The 17,602-nt window shown below is 67.3% G+C and carries 20 protein-coding genes; 11 read left to right on the top strand and 9 right to left on the bottom strand.

The window, feature by feature from the left end:
• Positions 1 to 116 precede the first annotated feature (116 nt).
• Positions 117 to 509, top strand: coding sequence for an HNH endonuclease (locus KUL97_RS10990; RefSeq protein WP_217797014.1), 393 nt, complete (start codon positions 117 to 119; stop codon positions 507 to 509).
• Between the two features lie 12 nt (positions 510 to 521).
• On the opposite strand, the gene KUL97_RS10985 is transcribed toward KUL97_RS10990, so the two are convergent.
• A complete protein-coding gene (locus KUL97_RS10985; RefSeq protein ID WP_217797351.1) occupies positions 522 to 725 on the bottom strand; it encodes a hypothetical protein in 204 nt (67 codons plus the stop codon).
• Positions 726 to 757: 32 nt separating this feature from the next.
• Between KUL97_RS10985 and KUL97_RS10980 the strand changes: the two genes are divergently transcribed.
• Positions 758 to 1,681, top strand: coding sequence for an NAD-dependent epimerase/dehydratase family protein (locus KUL97_RS10980; protein WP_217797013.1), 924 nt, complete (start codon positions 758 to 760; stop codon positions 1,679 to 1,681).
• On the opposite strand, the gene KUL97_RS10975 is transcribed toward KUL97_RS10980, so the two are convergent.
• Complete coding sequence (locus KUL97_RS10975; RefSeq protein ID WP_217797012.1) at positions 1,673 to 1,831, bottom strand: hypothetical protein; 159 nt, start codon at positions 1,829 to 1,831, stop codon at positions 1,673 to 1,675. The genes KUL97_RS10980 and KUL97_RS10975 overlap by 9 nt on opposite strands.
• Between KUL97_RS10975 and pdxA the strand changes: the two genes are divergently transcribed.
• A complete protein-coding gene (gene pdxA, locus KUL97_RS10970; RefSeq protein WP_217797011.1) occupies positions 1,830 to 2,849 on the top strand; it encodes a 4-hydroxythreonine-4-phosphate dehydrogenase PdxA in 1,020 nt (339 codons plus the stop codon). The two genes, KUL97_RS10975 and pdxA, sit on opposite strands and share 2 nt — an antisense overlap.
• Here pdxA and accB read toward each other — a convergent pair.
• Both accB and efp read right to left on the bottom strand, forming a co-directional pair.
• The gene (gene accB / locus KUL97_RS10965; protein ID WP_217797010.1) at positions 2,846 to 3,319 is read right to left on the bottom strand and encodes an acetyl-CoA carboxylase biotin carboxyl carrier protein; all 474 of its coding nucleotides are present in this window, start codon (positions 3,317 to 3,319) and stop codon (positions 2,846 to 2,848) included. The two genes, pdxA and accB, sit on opposite strands and share 4 nt — an antisense overlap.
• A gap of 5 nt (positions 3,320 to 3,324) precedes the next feature.
• Positions 3,325 to 3,885: an elongation factor P gene (efp, locus tag KUL97_RS10960; protein WP_217797009.1), complete on the bottom strand. Its 561-nt coding sequence runs from the start codon at positions 3,883 to 3,885 to the stop codon at positions 3,325 to 3,327.
• A gap of 67 nt (positions 3,886 to 3,952) precedes the next feature.
• Between efp and KUL97_RS10955 the strand changes: the two genes are divergently transcribed.
• Both KUL97_RS10955 and thiL read left to right on the top strand, forming a co-directional pair.
• Positions 3,953 to 5,026: a peptidylprolyl isomerase gene (locus KUL97_RS10955; RefSeq protein ID WP_217797008.1), complete on the top strand. Its 1,074-nt coding sequence runs from the start codon at positions 3,953 to 3,955 to the stop codon at positions 5,024 to 5,026.
• 4 nt (positions 5,027 to 5,030) lie between these two features.
• The gene (gene thiL / locus KUL97_RS10950; RefSeq protein ID WP_217797007.1) at positions 5,031 to 6,014 is read left to right on the top strand and encodes a thiamine-phosphate kinase; all 984 of its coding nucleotides are present in this window, start codon (positions 5,031 to 5,033) and stop codon (positions 6,012 to 6,014) included.
• A 116-nt stretch (positions 6,015 to 6,130) separates the two neighbouring features.
• On the opposite strand, the gene gap is transcribed toward thiL, so the two are convergent.
• Positions 6,131 to 7,153 carry a type I glyceraldehyde-3-phosphate dehydrogenase gene (gene gap / locus KUL97_RS10945; protein WP_217797006.1) on the bottom strand — a complete coding sequence of 341 codons (1,023 nt, stop codon included), beginning with the start codon at positions 7,151 to 7,153 and terminating at the stop codon, positions 6,131 to 6,133.
• 194 nt (positions 7,154 to 7,347) lie between these two features.
• Here gap and murC point away from each other — a divergent pair, with 194 nt between their 5' ends.
• From murC to KUL97_RS10930, 3 genes are read left to right on the top strand one after another with little or no spacing between them, the layout of a single operon-like run.
• Complete coding sequence (gene murC, locus KUL97_RS10940) at positions 7,348 to 8,790, top strand: UDP-N-acetylmuramate--L-alanine ligase (protein WP_217797005.1); 1,443 nt, start codon at positions 7,348 to 7,350, stop codon at positions 8,788 to 8,790.
• Positions 8,787 to 9,704 carry a UDP-N-acetylmuramate dehydrogenase gene (gene murB / locus KUL97_RS10935; RefSeq protein ID WP_217797004.1) on the top strand — a complete coding sequence of 306 codons (918 nt, stop codon included), beginning with the start codon at positions 8,787 to 8,789 and terminating at the stop codon, positions 9,702 to 9,704. Before murC ends, murB begins: the two co-directional genes overlap by 4 nt.
• Positions 9,705 to 9,753: 49 nt before the next feature.
• Positions 9,754 to 10,092: a YbaB/EbfC family nucleoid-associated protein gene (locus tag KUL97_RS10930; protein ID WP_217797003.1), complete on the top strand. Its 339-nt coding sequence runs from the start codon at positions 9,754 to 9,756 to the stop codon at positions 10,090 to 10,092.
• Positions 10,093 to 10,095: 3 nt separating this feature from the next.
• On the opposite strand, the gene rsgA is transcribed toward KUL97_RS10930, so the two are convergent.
• The 4 genes from rsgA to grpE are packed head-to-tail and all read right to left on the bottom strand — an operon-like array spanning position 10,096 to position 13,181.
• The gene (gene rsgA / locus KUL97_RS10925) at positions 10,096 to 11,088 is read right to left on the bottom strand and encodes a ribosome small subunit-dependent GTPase A (protein WP_217797002.1); all 993 of its coding nucleotides are present in this window, start codon (positions 11,086 to 11,088) and stop codon (positions 10,096 to 10,098) included.
• 13 nt (positions 11,089 to 11,101) lie between these two features.
• Positions 11,102 to 11,365 (bottom strand): sulfurtransferase TusA family protein, encoded by a 264-nt coding sequence (locus tag KUL97_RS10920; RefSeq protein WP_217797001.1) that lies wholly within the window; start codon positions 11,363 to 11,365, stop codon positions 11,102 to 11,104.
• Positions 11,366 to 11,372: 7 nt separating this feature from the next.
• The gene (dnaJ, locus tag KUL97_RS10915) at positions 11,373 to 12,500 is read right to left on the bottom strand and encodes a molecular chaperone DnaJ (protein WP_217797000.1); all 1,128 of its coding nucleotides are present in this window, start codon (positions 12,498 to 12,500) and stop codon (positions 11,373 to 11,375) included.
• A 3-nt stretch (positions 12,501 to 12,503) separates the two neighbouring features.
• Positions 12,504 to 13,181 carry a nucleotide exchange factor GrpE gene (gene grpE, locus KUL97_RS10910; RefSeq protein WP_217796999.1) on the bottom strand — a complete coding sequence of 226 codons (678 nt, stop codon included), beginning with the start codon at positions 13,179 to 13,181 and terminating at the stop codon, positions 12,504 to 12,506.
• A gap of 95 nt (positions 13,182 to 13,276) precedes the next feature.
• On the opposite strand from grpE, the gene KUL97_RS10905 reads away from it, so the two are divergent.
• From KUL97_RS10905 to KUL97_RS10895, 3 genes are all read left to right on the top strand, one after another.
• Positions 13,277 to 15,106, top strand: a complete 1,830-nt coding sequence (locus tag KUL97_RS10905; RefSeq protein WP_217796998.1) for a GspE/PulE family protein — start codon at positions 13,277 to 13,279, stop codon at positions 15,104 to 15,106.
• An 81-nt stretch (positions 15,107 to 15,187) separates the two neighbouring features.
• Positions 15,188 to 16,270, top strand: a complete 1,083-nt coding sequence (locus KUL97_RS10900) for a type IV pilus twitching motility protein PilT (protein ID WP_217796997.1) — start codon at positions 15,188 to 15,190, stop codon at positions 16,268 to 16,270.
• 14 nt (positions 16,271 to 16,284) lie between these two features.
• Positions 16,285 to 17,598 (top strand): type II secretion system F family protein, encoded by a 1,314-nt coding sequence (locus KUL97_RS10895; RefSeq protein WP_217796996.1) that lies wholly within the window; start codon positions 16,285 to 16,287, stop codon positions 17,596 to 17,598.
• Positions 17,599 to 17,602: the final 4 nt, after the last annotated feature.

Genomic DNA, 17,602 nt, shown 5'->3' with positions numbered 1-17,602 from the left:
ATTCTAGAGAGGCACGGGCGGCGTGCAAGCCATGGCATCAAAAGCCAAAACTGCATCGCTCGACACATTGACATCCCAGCCACCGCAGGCAAACTCTGCCCAACCGAGGCAATCGGATGCACGCCAGGGATGCGGTTTTCCTTGAAGATCTGTGCCCCAAACTTCGCGTTCGACGCTGGAGACAAAACCTCCACTCTTTTACTCACAAAACCTGCATTTACTGCGGGAAACCATCTGAATCGATCGACCACGTGCTTCCGCAAAGCCGTGGCGGCCTGAGCACCACCGAAAACTGCGTGCCGGCCTGCCTCGCCTGCAATGGGCGCAAGAGCGACGCCGACGCCTTCGAGTGGTATCGCCGCCAGCGGTTCTATGACCCGCGCCGCGCCATGGCGATTCGCGCCTGGACCGATGGCGACCTTCGGCTGGCGATGCGGCTGCTGCAGTGGGCCAGCCCACGCCAGAGCACCCCTCAACCCGCAGGCGGCCTAAGACTGCAAGCCGCCTGAGCCCGCCAGGCCTCACCAGATCCGACAAGCAGCGGCACCGTTATGGCGCTCGCAGATCTCGGCCTGGGCGCGGGGCTGCTCGGGCGCCAGCAGCGCTGCACCCAGCACCATGGCCACCACGGCGGGCCACAGCAGCCCCCGGGCACGCACGCGGGGCCGACGCATACGCAGGCCATGGGCCACAGGCAGGGGAGTAGAGAAACAGGAAGCGGTCATCGCCGAACCCAAGCAGTGATACAGGTGTACTCATGACCCCCCGAGCTGTCAACCCGGGGGCCAGGGTGCTGGTGGTGGGCGGTGGTTACAGCGGCGAACGCTTCGCCCGCGCCGCCGCGGCCCGCGGCGCGCAGGTGTGGCTCACACGCCGCCAAGCTCGACCCGTTGCCGAAGCGGAGCCAGCCGCACAGACGCTGCACTGGCTGCACTTCGACAGTGGCGCCGCAGCGATTCCGGCCCTACCGGAGCAGCTCAGCCACGTGCTGATCACCCTTCCACCGGATGCCATCGGCAGCGATGCCGCCCTGGAGCACCTGCTGACACCCCTGCGCCATCAACCGCTGCGCTGGCTGGGCTATCTCTCCACCACGGGGGTGTATGGCGACAGCCAGGGCGCCTGGGTGGATGAACACAGTCCCACCCAGCCCACGCTGCCCCGCAGCCAAGCCAGGCTGCAATGCGAGCAGCGCTGGCTCGGCAGTGGCCTGCCGGTGCAGAGTTTCCGCCTACCGGCGATCTACGGGCCCGGGCGTTGTCCGTTCGAGCAACTGCGCAACGGACAAGCGCGGCTGGTGCACAAGCCGGGCCAGGTGTTCTGCCGCATCCATGTCGACGACATCGTGGGCGCCCTGCTGCATGCCGCCGATCAACCGGAGGGGCGCCGGCCTTCGGTGATCAATGTGAGCGACGACGCCCCCTGCCCCTCCAGCGAAACCCTGGGCTACGCCGCCCACCTGCTGGGCTGCAAGCTGCCAGAGCTGCGGCACTTTGAGGCGATCGCCCCAGAGATGAGCCCGATGGCCTTGAGCTTCTGGGCCGATAACCGGCGCGTCAGCAACCGCCTGCTCTGCAGCGAGCTTGGGTATCGCCTGCGCTACCCGAGCTACCGAGAAGGCTTCGCCGCCAGCCTGCGGGAGGAACAGGCACGCAGCACGGTCGTGATGGAATCAGGTTGAGGGGCTGGCTTCAACTGGACGATCGGGATCCGGCACGAACGGCACGCCCACATCGTGCAGCAACCGGTTCCAGTGCAGCTCCACCCAGCCGCTCTCCACCCCTTTCACCAGGCCGAAGGCGATCAGCAGCAACATCAACCAGCGCAGCATGCTCCACTCAGCCAGCCCCACGCACGCTAAGCGGGCTCGCCTGGCGGTTTCCTTGGGTGATCCCGCCGGGATCGGCGCGGAAGTCACGCTCAAAGCCTTGGCGCACTGGCCCAGCGATCAGCCCACACCGCTGCTGGTGGGTTGCCGCCGCTGGCTCGAGGGCACCTATCAGCAGCTGCAGGCCTGCAGCACCGCACCCCTGGCCGATCCGGCTGCGTTTGAGGTGCTCGATCGGCCCCTGGAGCACCCGCTGGCCCCGGGCCAAGCCGGTGCGGCCAGCGGCGCCGCGAGCTTTCAATGGCTCACCGCAGCGGTGGAGCAGGTGCACAGCGGCCGCTGCACCACCTTGGTGACAGCACCGATCGCCAAACACGCCTGGCACGCCGCTGGCCACACGTATCCAGGCCAGACCGAACGGCTGGCCGAGCTCTGCGGCGGGGCAGCGGCCTCAATGCTGTTCACCGCCCGCTCACCCCAGAGCGGTTGGCGGCTGAACACCCTGCTGGCCACCACCCACATTCCCCTGGCGACGGTGCCGCAGCAGCTCAGCGCCGCATGCATTCACCACAAGCTGGATGTGTTGCTCGCCTTCTGCCAACGCTTTGCGCCGCAACCCCGGCTGGTGGTGGCTGGCCTCAATCCCCACGCCGGTGAAGCAGGCCAACTGGGCCGTGAGGAATGCGACTGGCTGATTCCTGCCCTCGAGCAATGGCAGCAACAACACCCGCAGGCCGAGCTGATCGGCCCACTACCACCCGACACCTGCTGGCTTGAGGCGGGCTTGGCCTGGCGCGGCGAACCAGCAACGGCAGCCGATGGATACCTGGCGCTTTATCACGACCAAGGCTTGATCCCCGTGAAGCTGCTGGCCTTCGATCAGGCGGTGAACACCAGCCTGGGGCTTCCGTTTCTGCGAACCTCCCCCGATCACGGCACAGGATTCGACATCGCCGGCCAAGGGGTTGCCAGGGCCGCCAGCATGCGGGCGGCCCTGGAGACAGCGCTCGAGCTCGGTTAGCCCGGCTTCACGCGCATCAGCACCTGCCCAAACTCCACAGGTGTGCCGTTTTCCACGAGGATTTCCACCACCTCGCCGCTCACCTCCGACTCCAGCTCGTTCATGAGCTTCATCGCCTCGAGGATGCAGACGGTCTGACCGACGTTGATGCGCGCACCCAGCTCGACGAAGGCCGGATCGCCAGGGGAAGGTGCGCGGTAGAAGGTGGCCACCATCGGAGCAGTGATCTCCACCAGGTCGCCGCGGACCGCAGGAGCAGCCGGCGGTGCAGCCGACGGCGTGGCAGGGGCAGCTGCCACCGGAGCCGGCAGGGAAGCCGGTGCTGCCTGCATCATCACTTGGGGCTGGCTCGTGGGCAGGTTGCGGCGCAGCTCCAGGCGGAAGTCGTCGCCTTCGAGCTTGAGCTCCTGGATGTCGCTCTCGCCCAGCAGAGCGATCAGATCCCGCAGTTGGTTGTGATCGAGTTGCATGGCGATCAGTTCTCGCGGCCGAGGTAGCTATCGGTGCGGGTATCGATCTTGATCTTTTCGCCGATCGACAGGAACAGCGGCACCATCACCTGAGCGCCGGTCTCCACAATCGCGGGCTTGGTGCCGCCGGTGGCGGTGTCGCCCTTCACGCCGGGGTCGGTTTCGGTAATTTCGAGCACCACGGAGTTGGGCAGCTCCACCTCAAGCGGCTTGCCATTCCAATACACAACGTTCACCTCCATGCCTTCCTTGAGGTACTTGCGCTGATCGCCGATCTGCTTGGCGGTCAGGCGAGTTTCCTCGTAGGTGGCCATATCCATGAAGACGTAGTCCTCGCCTTCCATGTAGGTGTGCTGGAGCACAGCCTTCTCCAGCTGCGCCTGGGGCACGGTTTCGCCGGCGCGGAAGGTTTTCTCCACCACGTTGCCGCTCTGCACCGCCTTGAGCTTGGTGCGCACGAACGCAGAGCCCTTGCCAGGCTTCACGTGCAGGAATTCAACAACGCGCCAGACCTGGCCATCGAGCTCAATCGTTGTGCCGGTACGAAAGTCGTTGCTTGAGATCATTCCGGCAGAACGGGTCAGGCCGGATTGTACGGCTGTGCCAGAGTCCGGGCAGAAACGAGGCTGCAGCATGGATCTCAAGCGCTGGCTCCTGGCCTTGGTGGTGCTGCTGGGCCTGTGGGGCCCCATCGGCGCCGCCCCGGCCAACGCCGCTTTGCCCCCCGGCAATGCCGTGAAGGACCCCACCGCGATCCTGCGCAACGCCCTGCCGATCGATGCCCCGGATCTGCAGGAGCTGCAACACCGCCTGGAGAGCACCAGCGACGACCTGCGGGCCAAACGCTGGAGCGCGCTCACCAGCAACGTGCGCCGCAGCCAGACCCAGCTCAGCAGCAACCGCCAGGCCATCCTCAACAGCCTCAACGGCAGCGATCAGGCCCAGGGCACGGCCCTGCTTGATCAGCTCGATACCCAGCTGCAGGCCGTGGCCACGGCCGCCGAGGCCACCGACCGCGACAGCTTCCTGGCTGCTCGCCGTTCGGCCCTGAGCACGATCGGCCAGCTCGAAGCGCTGCTGGTCGGCGACTTCCCCTTCGAGATTCCCGCTGAGTTCGCCGACCTGCCCCGCCTCCTGGGCCGCGCCACCGTGGAGATCGAAACCACCCAGGGCACCCTTACGGCCATCGTGGACGGGTACAACGCGCCGCTCACCGCCGGCGCCTTCGTGGACCTGGTGCAGAAGGGCTTCTATGACGGCCTGCCTTTCACCCGCGCCGAAGACTTCTACGTGCTGCAAACCGGCGATCCCAAGGGCCCGGAAACCGGCTACATCGACCCGAAGACCAAAGCCGAGCGCACGGTGCCGCTGGAGATCAAAGTGCCTGGCGAAGCCGAGCCCTTCTACAACGCCACCTTTGAGGATCTGGGCCAATTCACCGCCCAACCGGTGCTGCCCTTCGCCACCCTCGGCACCCTGGGCTGGGCCCATTCCGACCACGCCCTCGACGACGGATCGTCGCAGTTCTTCTTCTTCCTCTACGAAGCGGAGCTCACCCCCGCCGGCCTCAACCTGGTGGATGGGCGCTACAGCGCCTTTGGCTACGTGGTGGATGGCTTCGAGGTGCTTGAAGAGCTCGGCATCGACGACGGCATCGTGAACGCCAAGGTGATTGAAGGGGCCGCCAATCTCAAGCCCCACGCCTGATCCCGTGCACCTGCGCGACCTGGGCGAGTGGGAGCTGCTGCGGCGCCTCTCCGCCTATGCGCCGCCCGGTCAATTTGATGACGACGCCGCCCTGCTGAACGAGCAGGACGGCCGCCAGCTGGTGGTGAACACCGATGTGCTCGTGGAGGGCGTGCACTTCAGCGACGCCACCATCGGACCCCAAGACCTGGGCTGGCGAGCTGCCGCCGCCAACCTCTCCGATCTCGCCGCCATGGGCTGCACCAGCGTGGCGGGGATCACGGTGGCCCTGGTGGCTCCAGGAGAGACCCCCTGGAGCTGGGTGGAGGGCGTCTACGACGGCTTCAGGGCAGCGCTCACGCGCTACGGCGGCCAGCTGCTCGGCGGCGATTGCAGCAGCGGCAGCCAGCGGCTGCTCTCGATCACAGCCCTGGGGCGTGTGGCCAACGGCACAGCGATCCGCCGGGGCGACGGGCGCCCGGGCGACTGGCTGATCAGCAGCGGCCCCCATGGCCTCAGCCGCCTGGGGCTGGCCCTGCTGCTGGATGAGCCGGAGGCCGCCCAGGTGAGCCCAGAGCTGCAGCAACGGGCGATCCAGGCCCACCGCCGCCCCCAACCGCGCCTGGATGTGGTGCAGGCCCTGCACCGCAGCCGCCCAACGGGCCGGCCCTGGCGCGTGGGCGGCACCGACAGCAGCGATGGCCTGGCGGCCGCCGTGAAGGCGATTGCCGCTACCAGTGGCTGCGGGGCTGTGCTGGGGCGCAGCCAGCTGCCGATCGAGCCCGAACTGGCTCAGCTCACGGCCGGCGAGCACTGGTGCCTGGGGGGCGGTGAAGATTTCGAGCTGGTGCTGGCGCTGCCGCCCAGCTGGGCCGAGGCGCTGCTGGCGGCCTTACCTGGCACCAGCCGCATCGGCAGCCTTGTAGAGGCAGAGCCCGGCCTGGTGCGCTGGCAAGAGAGCGGCGAAGCGCTTGCGGCAGCGGAACAAGGGTTTACGCATTTCCGCTGAGTTGCCAACCAGGGTGGCTACCAACCCACACCCAAGCCAAGCACGAAAAAGCCGCCCTTGAAGGGGCGGCTGAAGCGGATGAGCCCAGGCCGATTAGCCCGGGGCTGCAACCGAACTCACTTCCAGTTCTTGGCCACGATCTCGGCGAGGTCGACCACGCGCTGGCTGTAGCCCCACTCGTTGTCGTACCAGCAAACGATCTTCACCATGTTGCCGCCCATCACCAGGGTGAGATCGGCGTCAACGATGGTGCTCTCATCGGTACCGGCGTGATCGCTCGACACCAGGGGCAGATCGCAGTACTTGATGATCCCCTTCATGCCGTTCTCGGACGCGGCCTTGAGCACGGCATTCACTTCCTCAGCGGTGGTGTCGCGGCCGGTCTCGAACACCATGTCGCACACCGACACGTTGGGGGTGGGCACGCGCAGAGCGATACCGCTCAGCTTGCCCTTCACCTCGGGGTACACCAGAGCCACAGCCTTGGCGGCGCCGGTGCTGGTGGGCACGATGTTCACTGCGGCGGCGCGGGCGCGGCGCAGGTCGCGGTGAGCGGCATCGAGGATGCGCTGGTCACCCGTGTAGCTGTGGGTAGTGGTCATCGTGCCTTTCACGATGCCGAAGGCCTGGTCGATCGTTTTCACGATCGGCGCCATGCAGTTGGTGGTGCAGCTGGCGTTGGAGAGGATGTCCCAATCCTCGTGGCGGTATTGGTCGGCGTTCACGCCCACCACGAAGGTGCCCACCTTGGCGCCCTTGCCAGGAGCGGTGAGGATCACTTTCTTGGCACCGGCCTCGAAGTGCTTGCTGGCGCCCACGTCATCGTTGAACACGCCGGTGGACTCGATCACCAGATCCACGCCCCACTCCTTCCAGGGGAGGTTGGCGGGGTTGCGGTCGTAGAAGGTTTTGATCGTCTTGCCGTTCACGACGATCGTGTCTTCGGTGGTGGTCACCTCTGCGTTGCGCAGAGGGCCCAGCATCGAGTCGTACTTCAGCAGGTGGGCGTTGGTGTTGGTGTCACCGGAACCATTGATGCCCACCAGCTCGATGCCGGTGTTCTCACCACGGCTGAGCCAGCAACGCATGAAGTTGCGACCGATACGGCCGAATCCATTGATCGCAACCTTGATGGTCATGGCATCGAGCGGGGAAGCCCGCTAGCAAGGGGGATTTGGCCGCCGATCATACAGAGATCTATTGATGTCCCCATCTGGGGACATGGCTCTCAGCGCCGCGATCCAACCTCTCAAATCCCTCTCAAACACACCGATCCGGGCAGACAAGGGGAACTTCCTCCCGGCTTACCGTCACCCCAGGCTTGGAGACGCCCTTGGCCCAACAGCTCGATCGCCGTCAACCCCTCCATTTCATTGGAGTGGGCGGCATCGGCATGTCGGCCATTGCAGGAATCCTGGCGGATCGGGGCTATGCGGTGAGCGGCTCCGACCCCCGCGACAACGCCGTGCTGCAGGACCTACGCAGCCGCGGCGTGCGCGTGTTCCGCGAACAGAGCGCCACCACCATCGCCGCCATCCGCAGCGGCACCTCCACCCAACCGCTGGTGGTAGTGAGCTCGGCGGTCCCCGCCACCAATCCCGAACTGCAGGAAGCGCGGCGGGCCGGGCTCGAGATCGCGCACAGGTCTGATGTGCTCGCGGCCATGATCGCGGCCCAGAGCTCCGTGGCTGTGGCCGGCAGCCACGGCAAAACCACCACCAGCACGCTGATCGCCAGCCTGCTGCACGCCACCGACCACGACCCCACCGCGGTGATTGGCGGTGTGGTGCCCGCCTTTGGCAGCAACGGCCGCAACGGCAAGGGCGCGCTGCTGGTGGCCGAAGCCGATGAATCCGACGGCACCCTGGTGAAATTCCAGGCCTGGCTGGGGGTGATCACCAACCTCGAGCTGGATCACACCGATCACTACGCCGATCTGGGGGCCCTGATCGCCACGCTGCAGCGCTTCGGCCGCGGCTGCGAGCAGCTGCTGGCCAATCGCGACTGCCCGATCCTCAGCCAGCAGTTCAACGCCAGCCATTGGTGGTCCACCACCAATGCGGAGGGCGTGGATTACGCCGCCATCCCCGTGGAGCTCAGCGGCGACAGCACCCTGGCCGAGTTCTACGAACAGGGGCACTGCGTGGGTCGCTTCACCCTGCCGCTGCCTGGGCTGCACAACCTCAGCAATGCCACAGCGGCCATGGCGGCCTGCCGGATGCACGGCGTGTCGTTTGCGGAACTGCGCCAGGCCGTGGAGAGCCTGCAAGCCCCCGGCCGCCGCTTCGACTACCGCGGCACCTGGGCCGAGCGGCAAGTGGTCGACGACTACGCCCATCACCCCAGCGAGGTGGGCGCCACCCTCGCCACGGCCCAGTTGATGGTGAGCAGCGGACGCAGCCCCCTGCCGGAGGTGCCCCAACGGGTGCTGGCCGTGTTCCAACCCCATCGCTACAGCCGCACCGCCGAATTCCTCGAGCCCTTCGCCGACGCCCTCGGCCAGGCCGATGAGGTGCTGCTCGCTCCCCTCTATGCGGCGGGCGAAGCTCCGATCGCCGGCATCTCGAGCCATGCCCTCGCTGCCGCCATTCAGCGGCTGCGGCCGGAGCTAACCGTGACGGTGGCCGACAGCCTTGAGGAGCTCGCTGATGCCGTGGCCCAGCGCAGCTTGCCGGGCGATCTGGTGCTGGCCATGGGCGCCGGCGATGTGAACGGGCTCTGGGGGCGCCTGCAGAATCGCGAAGACCCCCTCGCCATGTTTCCCCTAGCGGCATGACGGCCCCGACCCCACTCGGCCTGCGCCGCTCTGTGGGGCTGGCGGATTACACCACCTGGCGTGTTGGAGGGTCCGCCCAGTGGTTCGCCGAACCCGACAACAGCGCCCAGCTCCAGGCGTTGCTCGCCTGGGCCCAGGCCGAAGGGCTTGAGGCGCGTGTGATCGGCGCCGGCTCCAACCTGCTGGTGAGCGATGCCGGCCTCGAGGGCCTCACCCTCTGCAACCGGCACCTGCAGGGAGCCGTGATCGAAGCCAGCACAGGCCTGATCGAAGCCCAGGCTGGCGAGCCGATCCCCAGCCTGGCGCGCCGGGCAGCCCGGGCCGGGCTCTCGGGCCTGGAGTGGGCGGTGGGCATCCCCGGCACCGTGGGCGGTGCCGCCGTGATGAACGCTGGTGCCCAAGGCGGCTGCACAGCAGAGGTGCTGGAGAGCGTGACCGTGATCGAGCCCCACCGGCCCGATCACCCCTTCGCGCTACCCGCCAGCGCGCTCGACTTCGCCTACCGCCACAGCCGCCTGCAAGCCGAACCGCTGGTGGTGCTCTCGGCCCGCTTCCGGCTGCAGGCCGGCCACGAACCCGCCGAGATCAGCCGCCGCACCAGCGCCAACCTGCACAGCCGCACCAGCACCCAGCCCTACCAGCAACCCAGCTGCGGCAGCGTGTTCCGCAATCCCGAACCTCACAAGGCCGGCCAGCTGATCGAAGCCCTGGGGCTCAAGGGCCTGAGCATCGGAGGTGCCCAGGTGTCGCCGATTCACGCCAACTTCATCGTGAACACGGGCGCCGCCACCGCCACCGAAATCGATCACCTGATCACCGCCGTACAGCAGCGCATCCAGGCCGCCCACGGCATCAGCCTCCACACCGAAGTGAAGCGGCTGGGCCCCTTCGAGGGCGTCGCCCTGGCGGCCTAGGAGCGCCCGCAGCACCGCGTAACCTGCGCCCAACTGCACAGCCGCCGCGATGGCCGGTTTCGGACTCCCCAACTTCGGCCAGCTCACCGAGGCCTTCAAAAAGGCCCAGCAAATCCAGCAGGACGCCGCCAAGCTCCAGGAGGAGCTTGACGCCATGGAACTGGAGGGCACCAGCAGCTGCGGCCGCGCCAGCGTGTGGCTCTCCGGCAACCAGCAACCCCTGAAGGTGCGCCTCGATCCCTCCCTGCTGGCCGAAGGTGCCCCAGCCGCGGAAGCTGCCACCCTCGATGCCCTCAAGGCGGCCTACGAGCTCTCCACCGGCACGATGAAGCAGCGGATGGAAGAACTCACCGGCGGGCTCAACCTCAACCTGCCCGGCTTGGGCTGAGGCTCACCCGTCCTCGTCGGCTTCGCTCTGGCGCTGCCGCCGGCGCGATACCTGGCGCAGCCGCTGGTCGAGCAAGGGCTCCCGGCGGCTGCCGCGTTGTTTAAACCCAGCCGTGTCGGCGCTGCGGTTGCGGTCACGGGCGGCCTGCGCCTGAACCGCCTCCAGGCAGCTCAGATACAGCGGATGGCGGTCCCAGTCGTTGCCGACGGCACAACCGGGATCACCCTGGTGCAGGCAATTCTTGAACCGGCAAACCCCATCCGCCAGGCGCTGGCGGATCTCGGGGAACAGGGGGCCCAGCTCCGCCGGCTCCTGGGGTAGGTCGGGGCGGTTGAAGCCAGGTGTATCAGCCAGCAAGGCGGCATCCGCCAGGCGGAACAGCTCCACGTGGCGCGTGGTGTGGCGGCCGCGCTGCAGCCGGCCCGACACGGCACTCACCCGCAGCGCAAGCTCCGGCACCAGGGCATTCAGCAGGCTGCTCTTACCCACGCCTGAGGGACCGCACAGCACAGCAATCCCAGGTGCACTGAGCCGCTCACGCAGCTCAACAATGCCCGCACCCTGCTGCGCTGACACCAACAGCGGCTCATAACCCCAACCGCCCAACCGCTCGCGCCAGGCCTGCTGCTGCACGGCTGTGAGCAAATCGGCTTTGGTGAGCACCAGCTCCACCGCCACGCCCGTGCGCTCGGCCGTGAGCAGAAAACGGGTGAGCTGCAGGGGATCAAGCTGAGGTTGCTCCAGGGCCACCGCCACCACCACCCGGCTGCAATTGGCCACCGCCGGCCGCTCGAGCAAGCTGCTGCGGGGCTCGAGCGCCGCCACGGCACCGCGGCCTTCCGGCCAGTCGATGCCATCGATCTGCACACGATCACCCACGCAGATCTGCTGGCCTGTCTTGCCCAGGCGGGTGCGGCGCACGCAAAGCAGATGCTCGATGCCGCCAGGGCCGGGTTGATCAAGCTGCACGCGACAGAAGTTGGCCTCGAGAGCCATCACCCGCGCCGCTTCAGCCAAGGCGCTGAATCAACAGGCGCACCGCGCCGCTCTCTAGGGATTCCACCTGGACATGCTGGCCCGCCTCCCGCAGCCCCGAGGCCACCATCTGCTCGGGCTCGCCCGCATCGAGCTCCACCTGCAACCAGGCACCCAGCTCGAGTTTCTCCAGCGCCAGCTTGCTGCGGATGAAGTTGAGCGGGCAGGGGGTACCGCGCAGATCGAGCTGAACGGCTGGATCCGGCGCGGCTGTTGGATCGGGGCTGGCGGCGCTCACAGATGGTTCAGCCGAAGAGGCCGCCGAACAAACCGCTCTTGTGCGGGTGCTTGTGGCCCTTGGCGGTGTGGTGGCCCGCGAGCTGCTCCAGCAGCTCCTTCTCCTCGCGGTTGAGCTTGGTGGGCAGCTGCACCTTGATCGCGATCAGGTGATTGCCGCGGGCCACCGGATTGCCCAGCTTCGGCACCCCTTTGCCGGTGAGGGTGAGCACCGCCCCCGGCTGAGTGCCGGCAGGGATCTCCAGCTGCTCGGGGCCATCCACGGTTTCCACTTCGATCATGTCGCCGAGGATCGCCTGGAGGTAGTTCACCACCACCTCGGAGTGGATGTTGATGCCATCACGCCGCAGCTGCGGATGCGATTGCACCGTGAGGAACACATACAGATCCCCCGGCGGACCACCGCGCTGGCCGGCGTTGCCTTCATTGGCCACCCGCAGGCGGGTGCCGCTATCAACACCGGCAGGGATGTTGATGCGCAGCTTCTTGCGCACCTGTTGCACGCCCTGGCCGCCACAGGCGTTGCAGGGATCGGCGATCACCTGACCGCTGCCCTCGCAGGTGGGACAGGGAGCCACCTGGGTGAAGCTGCCGAAGGGGGTGCGGGTGGCGCGGCGCACCTGGCCGGCGCCGCCGCAGGTGCCGCAGCTGGTGGGACCGCTGCCGCTCTTGGCACCGGAGCCGCTGCAGCTGTTGCAGGTTTCCAGGTGGCGGATCTGGATCTCCTTTTCCTTGCCAAACACCGCTTCGCTGAAGCTCACGGTGAGGTCGAAGCGCAGGTCATCGCCCTGACGCGGACCGCGGCGGCGGGCACCCCCAGCGCCGGGGCCGCCCATGCCTCCACCGAAGCCGCTGAAGAAGGTTTCAAACAGGTCGGCGAAGCCGCCCATATCGCCCATGTCGGGCATGCCGGCGCCGCCGCCCAAACCCGCCTCACCGAACTGGTCGTAGCGCGCGCGGGTCTGGGGATCGCTCAGCACCTCGTAGGCGCGGCCGATCTCCTTGAACTTGTCTTCAGCGCCGGGTTCTTTATTGATATCCGGGTGGTACTGACGCGCCAGACGCCGGTAAGCCCGCTTGAGGGTGTCGGCGTCGGAATCGCGGGCGACCCCCAACAGGTCGTAGTAATCGGCCATCGATCAGGCCTCGTGCTCGGCGGGCGCACTGTCAGCCGGGGCAGGCTCAGAGCCGCTGGGGCCAGGGCCCATCGACACCTTCACCAGGGCGTGACGCAGCACCCGGCCGTTGAGGTGGTAGCCGCGCTGCAGCTCGGCGATCACCACGTCTTCCACGTGCTCCTCGCTGGGTTCACGCAGCACCGCCTCATGCAGGTTGGGATCGAAGGGTTCACCCTCCACCCGCATCGGCGAGACGCCCAGCTGCTTGAACACATCCACCAGCTGCTTGTAGAGGCCCTGGTAGCTGCGGTGGATGGTTTGCGCTTCCTCGGCCTGGGGTTCGAGCTGCTGGCGGGCCCGCTCGAAGTTGTCCACCACCGGCAGGATTTCGCTCAAGGTGCTGCAGGCGATCTGCACGCGCAGGTCGTCCTGGTCGCGGCTCTGGCGCTTGCGGAAGTTGTCGAAGTCGGCGGCGATGCGCATGTATTGGCTGCGCATCGTTTCGTGTTCGGCCTTCAGCGCTTCGAGCTCCGCCTCCAGCTCACGTACCCGCTGCTCAGGATCAGCGCTGGCTGAAGGAGCCTCAGCCGCTGCTTCAGGGGCAGGAGCCTGCTCTGCCGCCACCTCTGCAGGGGCTTCACCAGAGGTGTTGAGGGTGTCGGCGGATTCCTGGGGGAAGGGGGTCGCTTCGCCGCTCATGCTGACCGAACCGGAGATCTGATCTAGACATGTTGGTGTGAAGGGGCTCCCCCCCACAAGCGGCGGAAGCCCGCACCTCCTGTGCCAAGCCGCTGATGACCGTCACCCCCACCCGGCCGGTGCCGGCCGCCAGCAGCCCCGCCCAACAGCGCCTGGAGGTGGAACTGCTGCTGGGGGAAGCGGTGCTGAGCCGCCAGGAGCTCAACGCCGCTAGCGACGAGCGTTGGGAGTGGGCCCAAGTGTTTTCGCGGGAGCGCTGTCGCGAGCTGGGCTGCCTACCGGTGGCCCGTCAGAACGGGCAGATGGTGATCGCCATCCCGAGCCATTGGGGACCGGAACAACGCCTCAGCCTGGAGCAGCTGGCGGCAGCCGCCGCCATCCCGATCAGCCTGCGGCTGGCCCTGCCGGATGAGCTGGCGAGCGCCCTCGATGCCGCCAGCAGCGCACCCGCGCCGCCGCCGAAGCCAACCGCAGCACGTGCCCCGGCCGCACAGACAGGTCCGGCCCCGGGGCCATCACTGGTGGACGATCTGGCCCTGGAAGGGACCCTGGAGGACGGCCCCAGCGACCCCTTCGACGATCTGGATATGGAGGCCAGCCTGTCGGCCTCCAACGCCTCACCGGTGGTGAGCCTGGTGGACCGGATCCTGGTGCAGGCCCTGCAGCGCAGCGCCAGCGACATCCACCTGGAACCTCAGGACGATGGATTGGTGATCCGCCTGCGCCAGGACGGCGTGCTCGAGCAGCTCGACAAGCTGCCGAAGAACCTCACCCCTGCGGTGACCTCCCGCCTCAAAATCATGGCGGACCTGGACATCGCCGAACGCCGCCTGCCCCAGGACGGCCGCATCCGCCGCCGCTACCAGGGCAAGTTGTTCGACCTACGCGTCAGCACCCTGCCCACCCGCTACGGCGAGAAGGTGTGCATGCGTCTGCTCGACAGCGGCGCCACCCACCTGGGGCTCGACAAGCTGATCACCGACCCGGTTGCCCTAGCCAGCGTGCGCGAAATGGGCGGCAAACCCTTCGGGATGCTGTTGGTGACAGGGCCCACAGGATCGGGCAAAAGCACCACGCTCTATTCGCTGCTGGCGGAGCGCAACGACCCGGGCGTGAACATCTCCACGGTGGAAGACCCGATCGAGTACACCCTCAAGGGCATCTCCCAGACCCAGGTGAACCGGGAGAAGGGCTACGACTTCGCCCTGGCCCTGCGGGCCTTCATGCGCCAAGACCCCGACGTGCTTCTGGTGGGGGAAACCCGCGACCAGGAAACCGCAAAAACCGCCATTGAGGCCGCCCTCACCGGCCACCTCGTGCTCACCACACTCCACTGCAACGACGCCCCCAGCGCCATCGCCCGCCTCGCGGAGATGGGGGTGGAGCCGTTCATGGTGAGCGCCTCGCTGATGGGGATCGTGTCGCAGCGACTGGTGCGGCGGGTGTGCCCCGATTGCCGCCAGCCCTATCACCCGAGTGAGCAAGAGCTGGGGCGCTTCGGCCTGTTCGCCAGCAATGAACAGGCGATCACCTTCTTCAAGGCCCGCCGCCACCAGGGCGATGGCGACGCGGTGTGTCCCACCTGCCAAGGCCTGGGCTACCGGGGGCGGGTGGGTGTGTACGAGGTGTTGCGCATCAACGAAACCCTGGCCACCGCCATCGCCCAGCAAGCCAGCACTGATCGGATCCGCAAGCTGGCCATCGAGGCCGGTATGAAAACCCTGCTCGGCTACGGCCTCGATCTGGTGCGCCAGGGCCACACCACCCTTGAGGAGATCGAGCGAATGATCCTCACGGATTCCAGCCTGGAATCGGAGCGGCGGGCCAAGGCCCTGCACACGATCACCTGCAGCGGTTGCGGCGCGGGCATGCGCGATGAGTGGCTCGAGTGCCCCTACTGCCTCACGCCACGGGCCATCGCCTAACCCCAGGCCCACGGCAGGGCCGCGCCGTTGCCGCCGTGATCCGGAGTACCCACACTGACAAGAGCACTGATCCCGCCCGGCATGGAGCTCCAGATCGAGCAGCTGATGGAGGAGCTCGTGGAAAGCGGCGGCAGCGATCTGCACCTAGCCGCCGGCCAGCCCCCCTACGGCCGCTTCAGTGGGGCGCTGCGGCCGATGCGCGAGGAGAAGCTCAGCGAAGACCAGTGCAACCGCCTGATCTTCTCGATGATCAACAACGCCCAGCGCAAACAGCTGGAGCAAACCTGGGAGCTCGACTGCGCCTATGGCCTGCGGGGCGTGTCGCGCTTCCGGGTGAACGTGTACCGCCAGCGGGGCAGCTACGCCGCCTGCCTGCGGGCTCTGGGCAGCACGATTCCCAGCCTGGAGAGCCTCGAGCTGCCGCCGGTGGTGGAGGAAACCAGCCGCCGGCCCCGGGGCCTGATCCTGGTGACGGGGCCCACGGGATCAGGCAAAACCACCACCCTGGCGGCGCTGCTGGATCACATCAACCGCAGCCGCGCCGAGCACATCCTCACGATCGAGGACCCGATCGAATTCACCTACCGCAACGAGCAGAGCGTGATCCACCAGCGCCAGCTGGGGGAAGACACCCGCAGCTTCGCCGCCGCGTTGCGCGCCGCCCTGCGCGAAGACCCCGACGTGATCCTTGTGGGGGAGATGCGCGATCTGGAAACGATCCAGCTGGCGATCACGGCCGCCGAAACAGGGCACCTGGTGTTCGGCACCCTGCACACCAGCTCAGCCGCCCAAACGGTGGATCGAATGGTGGATGTGTTCCCCGCCGAGCAGCAGACCCAGATCCGGGTGCAGCTGAGCAGCTCGCTGGTGGGGGTGTTCTCCCAGACCCTCTGCAAGCGGCTCAATCCCAAACCCGGGCAGTTCGGGCGGGTGATGGCCCAGGAGATCCTGATCAACACCCCCGCCATCGCCAACCTGATCCGCGAGGGCAAAACCGCCCAGCTCTATTCCCAGATCCAGACCGGCGGCCAACAGGGCATGCAGACCCTAGAGCGGGCCCTGGCCAACCTCGTGGTGCATGGGGCCGTGGGCCGCGAAGAGGCCATGGCGAAAGCCAGCAAACCGGAGGAGCTGGGCCGGCTGCTCGAGGGCCAGAGCGGCTGAGCGGAGCCGACCCCATGCCCAGCTTCAGCGCCACCTACACCACCCGCGCCGGTCAGACCCGCCAGCTGCGCCTCACGGCCGCCGATGCCGCCAGCGCCCGCCGTGATCTGCGCCGGCGCGGGATCGTGCCCAGCGCCCTGGAGCTGGTGGAGGGCACTTCCAGTCGCGGTCGCGGCGGTGCAGCCACAGCCGCGGCCCCTCGGGGCACCGCAGGGCATGGAACCCCCGCCGTCTCCAGCACCCCGGCCACCACCGTGTTTGGCCTGGATCTTTCCGGCCTGCTGGAGGCCCGGCCCGGCATCCGCGAGAAGGCCCTGTTCGCCAACAAGCTGGCGGCCCTGGTGGATGCGGGGGTGCCGATCGTGCGCAGCCTCGATCTGATGGCGCGGCAGCAGCGGATGCCGCTGTTCAAGCGGGCGCTCACGGCGGTAAGCACCGACGTGAATCAAGGGGGCAGCCTCGGGGCGGCGCTGCGGCGCTGGCCGAAGGTGTTCGACAAGCTCACCATCGCCATGGTGGAAGCGGGCGAGGCGGGCGGGGTGCTCGATGAGAGCCTGCGGCGCCTGGCGAAGTTGTTGGAGGGCAACGCCAAGCTCCAGAACCAGATCAAGGGGGCGATGGGCTACCCGGTGGCGGTGCTGGTGATCGCCGTGCTGGTGTTCCTGGGGATGACGATCTTCCTGATCCCCACCTTCGCCGGCATCTTCGAAGACCTGGGGGCCGAACTGCCGCTGTTCACCCAGCTGATGGTGGATCTGAGCAAGCTGCTGCGCTCTTCGTTTTCGCTGTTGCTGGTGCTGGTGCTCACGGTGGCGGCCTGGCTGTTCAGCCGCTACTACGCCACCGCCGATGGCCGCCGCCGCGTGGATGGCCTGCTGCTGCAGCTGCCCCTGTTCGGCGACCTGATTCAGAAAACCGCCACGGCCAAGTTTTGCCGTACCTTCAGCTCCCTCACCCGGGCGGGGGTACCGATCCTGCTGTCGCTGGAGATCGTGCAGGAAACGGCGGGCAACGCCGTGATCGCCGACGCGATCGTGGCCTCTCGGCAAGACGTGCAGGAAGGCATCCCCTTGAGCGTGGCCTTGGGGCGCAAACAGGTGTTCCCCGAGCTGGCCCTGAGCATGCTCGCCATCGGCGAAGAAACCGGCCAGATGGACACGATGCTCTCCAAGGTGGCCGACTTCTACGAAGACGAAGTGGAGGCCGCCGTGAAGGCACTCACCTCGATGCTGGAGCCGGCGATGATCGTGATCGTGGGCGGGATCGTGGGCTCGATCCTGCTGGCGATGTACCTGCCAATGTTCTCGATCTTCGATCAGATCAAGTAAGGGC

This window comes from Synechococcus sp. HK05 (assembly GCF_019104765.1).
Classification (GTDB): domain Bacteria; phylum Cyanobacteriota; class Cyanobacteriia; order PCC-6307; family Cyanobiaceae; genus Vulcanococcus.
The sequence above is the reverse complement of the archived record's forward strand: the minus strand, read 5'-3'. Positions and strand labels throughout refer to the sequence as shown.